5 protein-coding genes are annotated in these 4,915 nt (G+C 38.2%); 2 read left to right on the top strand and 3 right to left on the bottom strand.

Annotation, left to right across the window (positions count from 1 at the left end; genetic code table 11):
• The first annotated feature begins 138 nt into the window (after positions 1-138).
• Both FJR06_RS18615 and FJR06_RS18610 read left to right on the top strand, forming a co-directional pair.
• Positions 139-822, top strand: a complete 684-nt coding sequence (locus FJR06_RS18615) for a COP23 domain-containing protein (protein ID WP_015080409.1) — start codon at positions 139-141, stop codon at positions 820-822.
• A gap of 191 nt (positions 823-1,013) precedes the next feature.
• Positions 1,014-2,678: a tetratricopeptide repeat-containing serine protease family protein gene (locus FJR06_RS18610; protein WP_254434064.1), complete on the top strand. Its 1,665-nt coding sequence runs from the start codon at positions 1,014-1,016 to the stop codon at positions 2,676-2,678.
• 12 nt (positions 2,679-2,690) lie between these two features.
• Here the strand turns inward: FJR06_RS18610 and FJR06_RS18605 are convergent, their stop codons facing one another.
• The 3 genes from FJR06_RS18605 to FJR06_RS18595 form a co-directional block, all read right to left on the bottom strand.
• A complete protein-coding gene (locus tag FJR06_RS18605; RefSeq protein ID WP_015080407.1) occupies positions 2,691-3,227 on the bottom strand; it encodes a peroxiredoxin in 537 nt (178 codons plus the stop codon).
• Between the two features lie 44 nt (positions 3,228-3,271).
• Positions 3,272-3,883: a peroxiredoxin gene (locus tag FJR06_RS18600; RefSeq protein ID WP_015080406.1), complete on the bottom strand. Its 612-nt coding sequence runs from the start codon at positions 3,881-3,883 to the stop codon at positions 3,272-3,274.
• Positions 3,884-4,137: 254 nt separating this feature from the next.
• Positions 4,138-4,575: a hypothetical protein gene (locus FJR06_RS18595; protein WP_015080405.1), complete on the bottom strand. Its 438-nt coding sequence runs from the start codon at positions 4,573-4,575 to the stop codon at positions 4,138-4,140.
• Positions 4,576-4,915 lie beyond the last annotated feature (340 nt).

The raw sequence follows: 4,915 nt of genomic DNA, 5'->3' as shown, positions 1-4,915 counted from the left end.
CTTGGAGGGGATGTAAGACCAAAGTCTTCGGGACGTAAAAAATCCATGAAGTCCGAGGCAGTCCCCATTGAATTGGGAAGCCTACACTGTACCGTCAGGTCAGTGTAGGTAGTTCACTTTTAAAATTTACGAGGTTTTATGAAACATCAATTGAAGACAGCAATTTTAGTTACTACCTTAGCCATATCCAGCATTGTTGCCTTGGGATCTTCAGTTCAAGCCTTACCACCAGTAGATAATGGCAACAACAAAGTCAATAATAGCAACAGTAGTCCGGTGGCAGATGTAGACCCATCGGAGGAAGCCAACACTGGAACTCAATTTACCTGTGTATCCCAAGGTGATGGTAACGTGGCTACAGTGGGTCAGCGACCTGGTGGAGAGCCAATCCCTGTAATTATCTGGACTTCAGCATCTTCAAAATACTTTGGTCAGAAATTTACTCCTCAAAGTCGTTGCCAAATCGTCACACCGAAATTAAATGCGGCCGTAGCTGAAAGTGGGGGTAGCCTCAAAGATGTTGTATTGATGAACGGTCGAGTTAATAACAACACTGTCATTTGCGTAGTTTCTGCAAATGATACTGGTTGTAATGGACGCAATACTCTGTTTACCCTCAAACCCGAAAATGCCAAGAAAGCAGACCAAATTCTTGCCCAAATCATCCAAATCAGTCGTAAAGGTTCTAGCGCTGGTGTAATTCGGGAAACACAAGGTCGTGTAAAGGTTAGATTGAGCGATTTACTCACAAACAATGTCAATCGCTCACTTCGGCAAACTACAAGAAAACCTGCTGTTGAAAATAAATCTAGTGGCTTGTAATTATTAATTGAAGTTGCTATAAGTGGGTTGATGTTAAAAATTGTCATAACGACAAGGGCAATTTTGAACGCCAACCTGCTTACGTCTCCTGCCAGAGATACAGAAATTAAACCGAATTCCTGTCATTACCAGAATTTACAAAAATAATTAAGCATATGAGTTTATATTTTACTAGGGTAAATTATCCAGTTTTGACTACGGCAATAGTGGCAGCTATTGTCATTTCTATCCCAACACCTGCTGCTGATCCTATCAGTCTTCAAAAGATTGCCCAAATTGCCAAAAACACCTCAGTCCAAATTAATGCAGAGGGTGATATTACTCCTGGAGGTTCAGGTGTAATTATTGCTAGACAAGGTAATACTTATACCGTACTTACAGCTAATCATGTGGTGTGTGATGTGTTAGACAGACCGGGAGAAATTGTTTGCGCTAAAGACATTACTTATTCTATTCGGACAAATACAGGGAAAGATTATGCTGTTAAAGATATCAAAGTGTTGCAGAAGGGTAGAAACGACCCAGATTTAGCTTTAGCTACTTTTGTGGCTACAGAAGATTATCCCATTGCTACTTTAGGCAATTCTGATGAGATGGTAGAGGGTACGGATATCTTTGTTGGTGGGTTTCCAGCCGTATTTGGTAAAGTTGGATCTGCCAGAGACTTTGCTTTTACCAAGGGAATAGTTGTTTCTCGGAATAATAGTCCTATTAATGGCTATGGTTTGATTTACGATGCCAGAACTGTAACTGGTAATAGTGGTGGTCCTGTGTTTGATATTATTGGTAGAGTTGTGGCAATTCATGGATTAGCTGATACATCAGCCAAGAATAAAACAGAAACAGGAGAAATCGTGACTCAGAAGACAGGATTTAATGCGGGGATTCCTGTTAATACTTTTTTAGCTATAAGTGAACCAAGTATTAAAAATACTCCGATTCAAAAAAATCAGAGTTCTACGAATGAACCTCCTGCTACTCGTTTAAGTAATCCTCAGTCAGCAAGAGACTTTTATGCTAGGGGTATTACTAAACTTGATCAATATAATTATCAAGAATCGGTGGAAGATTTTAATCAAGCAATCAAGCTTGACCCTAAATATTCAGAAGCTTACTTTAAACGGGGATATGTCTACACATGGTTAAGAAAATATTCAGAAGCTCTTGTAGATTTTAACCAAGTTATTGCTATTGATCCTAATTATTTGGATGGTTATCTTAATCGTGGCTGGACTCAGATTTCGTTACAAAATAATCAAGCAGCCCTTGAGGATTTTAATCGCGCTATGCGTCTTAATCCTAACTATGCTATTACTCATGCTCATCAAGGTATGGCTTATCTAAAGTTAGGAAACTATGAAGCGGCATTAGAATCTTCTAAACAAGCTATTCGTCTTGATCCTAACAATAGTTATGGGTATTCTATTCAGGCAAATATTTTTAATGCTTTAAAAGACTATCAATCAGCTATAAAAGTATCAAGTACAGCTATTTTGATTGATCCTGATAATTTCAGTGCCTACACAAATCGTGCCATAGCTCGCACTCTGACTAATGATTATCAAGGCGCTCTTGCAGATTATCAAAAATCTTCAGAAATATTTAATAGACGTTATGTTAAAAAATCTACTTCTCAAGTCGAGGAAAAGCCAAAACAAACTTCCCAGCTTACCACTGATGCCAATATAGAGTTAATTAAAAGCTGGGAATTAACAAATGTTTCCTGTACCTCTGGAGAAAAAATAGTGCAAATTATGATTGATGGTAAACAATATTGTGTCAATCCTCATCCTAGTTTAATTCAGAAAAATTATCAATACAATCGCGGTACAGGTAGGTTAGAATCTTGGAAATGAACTGTGTCCTATTCAATTATATTTTTCTAGAAGTGTCTCTACACCGGCATTATGATCTAAGAAGGAAAATAAATGTCTGTAGAGCAGTTTGCCATCTTTATCTAATATAAATTGTGCTGGTAATGGCGCTCCTAATGCCTGTCCAGTTCTATAAGTACGAAATGTATGGCAACTGGAATCACTCAATAATGGCATTTTTAAGCCCAAGTCTTGAACTATTATTTGACTTTGCTTTTTGTCGGTGCTAGTAATTAATAGAATTTCAATTCCCCGATTTTTAAACTGTTCATAATTTTCATTTAAGGCTTGAATATGGGGATAACAAAATGGGCAATATTGCTTTTCGGTAAAAATTCTGGTAAAGGCAATTATTACAGGTTGTTTACCTCGAAAATCAGATAGCTTAACAACAGTATTGTTAGTAATATCTGATAATTTAAAATCTGGTGTGCCTATACCCAATCTGAAATTATCTAACGCGGGTATAGGGAGAAAATTATGGAAAAATCGCTCGTTAAATAAGCCAGTAAAATCAGTTGAAGTCAACATAAGATATTCAAAATTAAAAGTTTAATTACCAAATTCCCAACTCTCTAAATATCAGCAAAGTAAATTTTAGACTTCACGGGATCAGGATTCATGGTTTTGTCCCCAGGTTGCCAATTAACAGGACAAACTTCATCGCTATGGGACTGAACGTGCTGAATTGCTTGTAATGTTCGCAGGGTTTCATCTACATTCCGACCAAAGGCTAGATTATTAATAGTGGAGTGTTGTAGAATGCCATCTTTATCTATGATAAATAAACCGCGTAAAGCAATACCAGCGGTGGGATCGAGAACGTTATAAGCGGCACTAATTTCTTTTTTGATGTCAGAAACTAGGGGATAATTTATGTCACCGACTCCACCAGATTTACGATCTGTTTGAATCCAAGCGAGGTGAGAAAATTCACTATCAACGGAAATACCCAAAATTTCTGTATTTAGTTGGCTAAATTCTGCGTAGCGATCGCTAAATGCTGTAACTTCAGTGGGACAAACAAAGGTAAAATTCAAGGGGTAGAACATCAGAACAACATATCTACCACGATAGTCAGACAATTTAATTGACTTAAACTCCTGATCTACTACGGTTGTTGCTGTAAAATCGGGAGCCTGCTGACCAATCCGGAGACATCCCTCTGTTCCATAGGTAAGTGTCATTAATCTAATTCTCCTTTAACTTTATATCATAGTTGGATTTATTTTTGAGCGCAGGCACATCGGTTAGATTGAAACTTTTAGAGTCTTGAAAAACTCATGTTTTCGGCTCAATTAGGGACTTTTTAACTTAATATCCTCAGCAGACGATTATATCATGAAGGAATATATCAGCAAATCGGCTTTTGGTGATAGGCGCTCCCATTATTTATGTGGAAGCGCATCTGAAGACTTAAAAACTAACTTCTATTTTTCAGCTAGTTATTAACATACTTACCAATCACCTGAGCAAAATCTGGTACTGCCTCTTGTACGTGTTTTTCTGCGGAATTACGGAATTTTTCGTAAGTTCCTCGCACCAGTTGGCGTTTGGTATTTTTAACCCTGGCATCAGTTACACCTAGCAGCGCATTTGCGGTCTGATTACTATTGGCTGTGAGGTATTCCACCGGTTCACCCTGTTGCACTCCTTCACTCCAAATGGGATCAATTGCAGTTAAGCAAACCGGTAGGAGGGACTCAACCACATTGGTGATATAACCCGGTTGAATTCCCTTGAGTGCAGCAAAGGCGGCTTTCATGGCCATACCGCTTATGCCTGACTTAGATGCCAGTTGTGCGTCTATCATGGTGCAGCAGTCTTGGACAATCAAGTCCTTATGACCAGAATTCATTAATTCTTCATTCAGTCCCATTTTAATACTCCTAAGTATCAAATTGCTTGATTTATTATCATATAAGTAGTTGAATAAAATTAAATTCATTCATGGAGTCAGGGAACAGGGAAAAGTATAGCATTCGGAGAATTTTGATGTTGATTGCACCCCATTATTCCCAAGATGCTTCAGCGTAGCTTGTCCTGGACATCATTCAGGCTTAGTTTGTTGCTAAGGTTATGTGTCATATTCAGATCACGAGAACATAAAAACTGAAGATATCATTAATTCCCCTGTTGAACTTATCCCCTTGGGAAGTTATTATGTATGGGAGTAAGGTGCTTCTTGGCAGTCAGTAACTCAGCCCTAAAGGGACTGA

This window comes from Dolichospermum sp. UHCC 0352, from assembly GCF_009711925.1.
GTDB lineage: Bacteria > Cyanobacteriota > Cyanobacteriia > Cyanobacteriales > Nostocaceae > Dolichospermum > Dolichospermum lemmermannii.
This window is presented reverse-complemented; position numbering and strand designations above follow the sequence as displayed.

Excerpts from the sequence above, each read along its gene's own strand:
- FJR06_RS18615 (WP_015080409.1), top strand. The coding sequence starts at position 139 with ATGAAACATCAATTGAAGACAGCAATTTTAGTTACTACCTTAGCCATA.
- FJR06_RS18600 (WP_015080406.1), bottom strand. The coding sequence starts at position 3,883 with ATGACACTTACCTATGGAACAGAGGGATGTCTCCGGATTGGTCAGCAG.
- FJR06_RS18595 (WP_015080405.1), bottom strand. The coding sequence starts at position 4,575 with ATGGGACTGAATGAAGAATTAATGAATTCTGGTCATAAGGACTTGATT.
- FJR06_RS18605 (WP_015080407.1), bottom strand. The coding sequence starts at position 3,227 with ATGTTGACTTCAACTGATTTTACTGGCTTATTTAACGAGCGATTTTTC.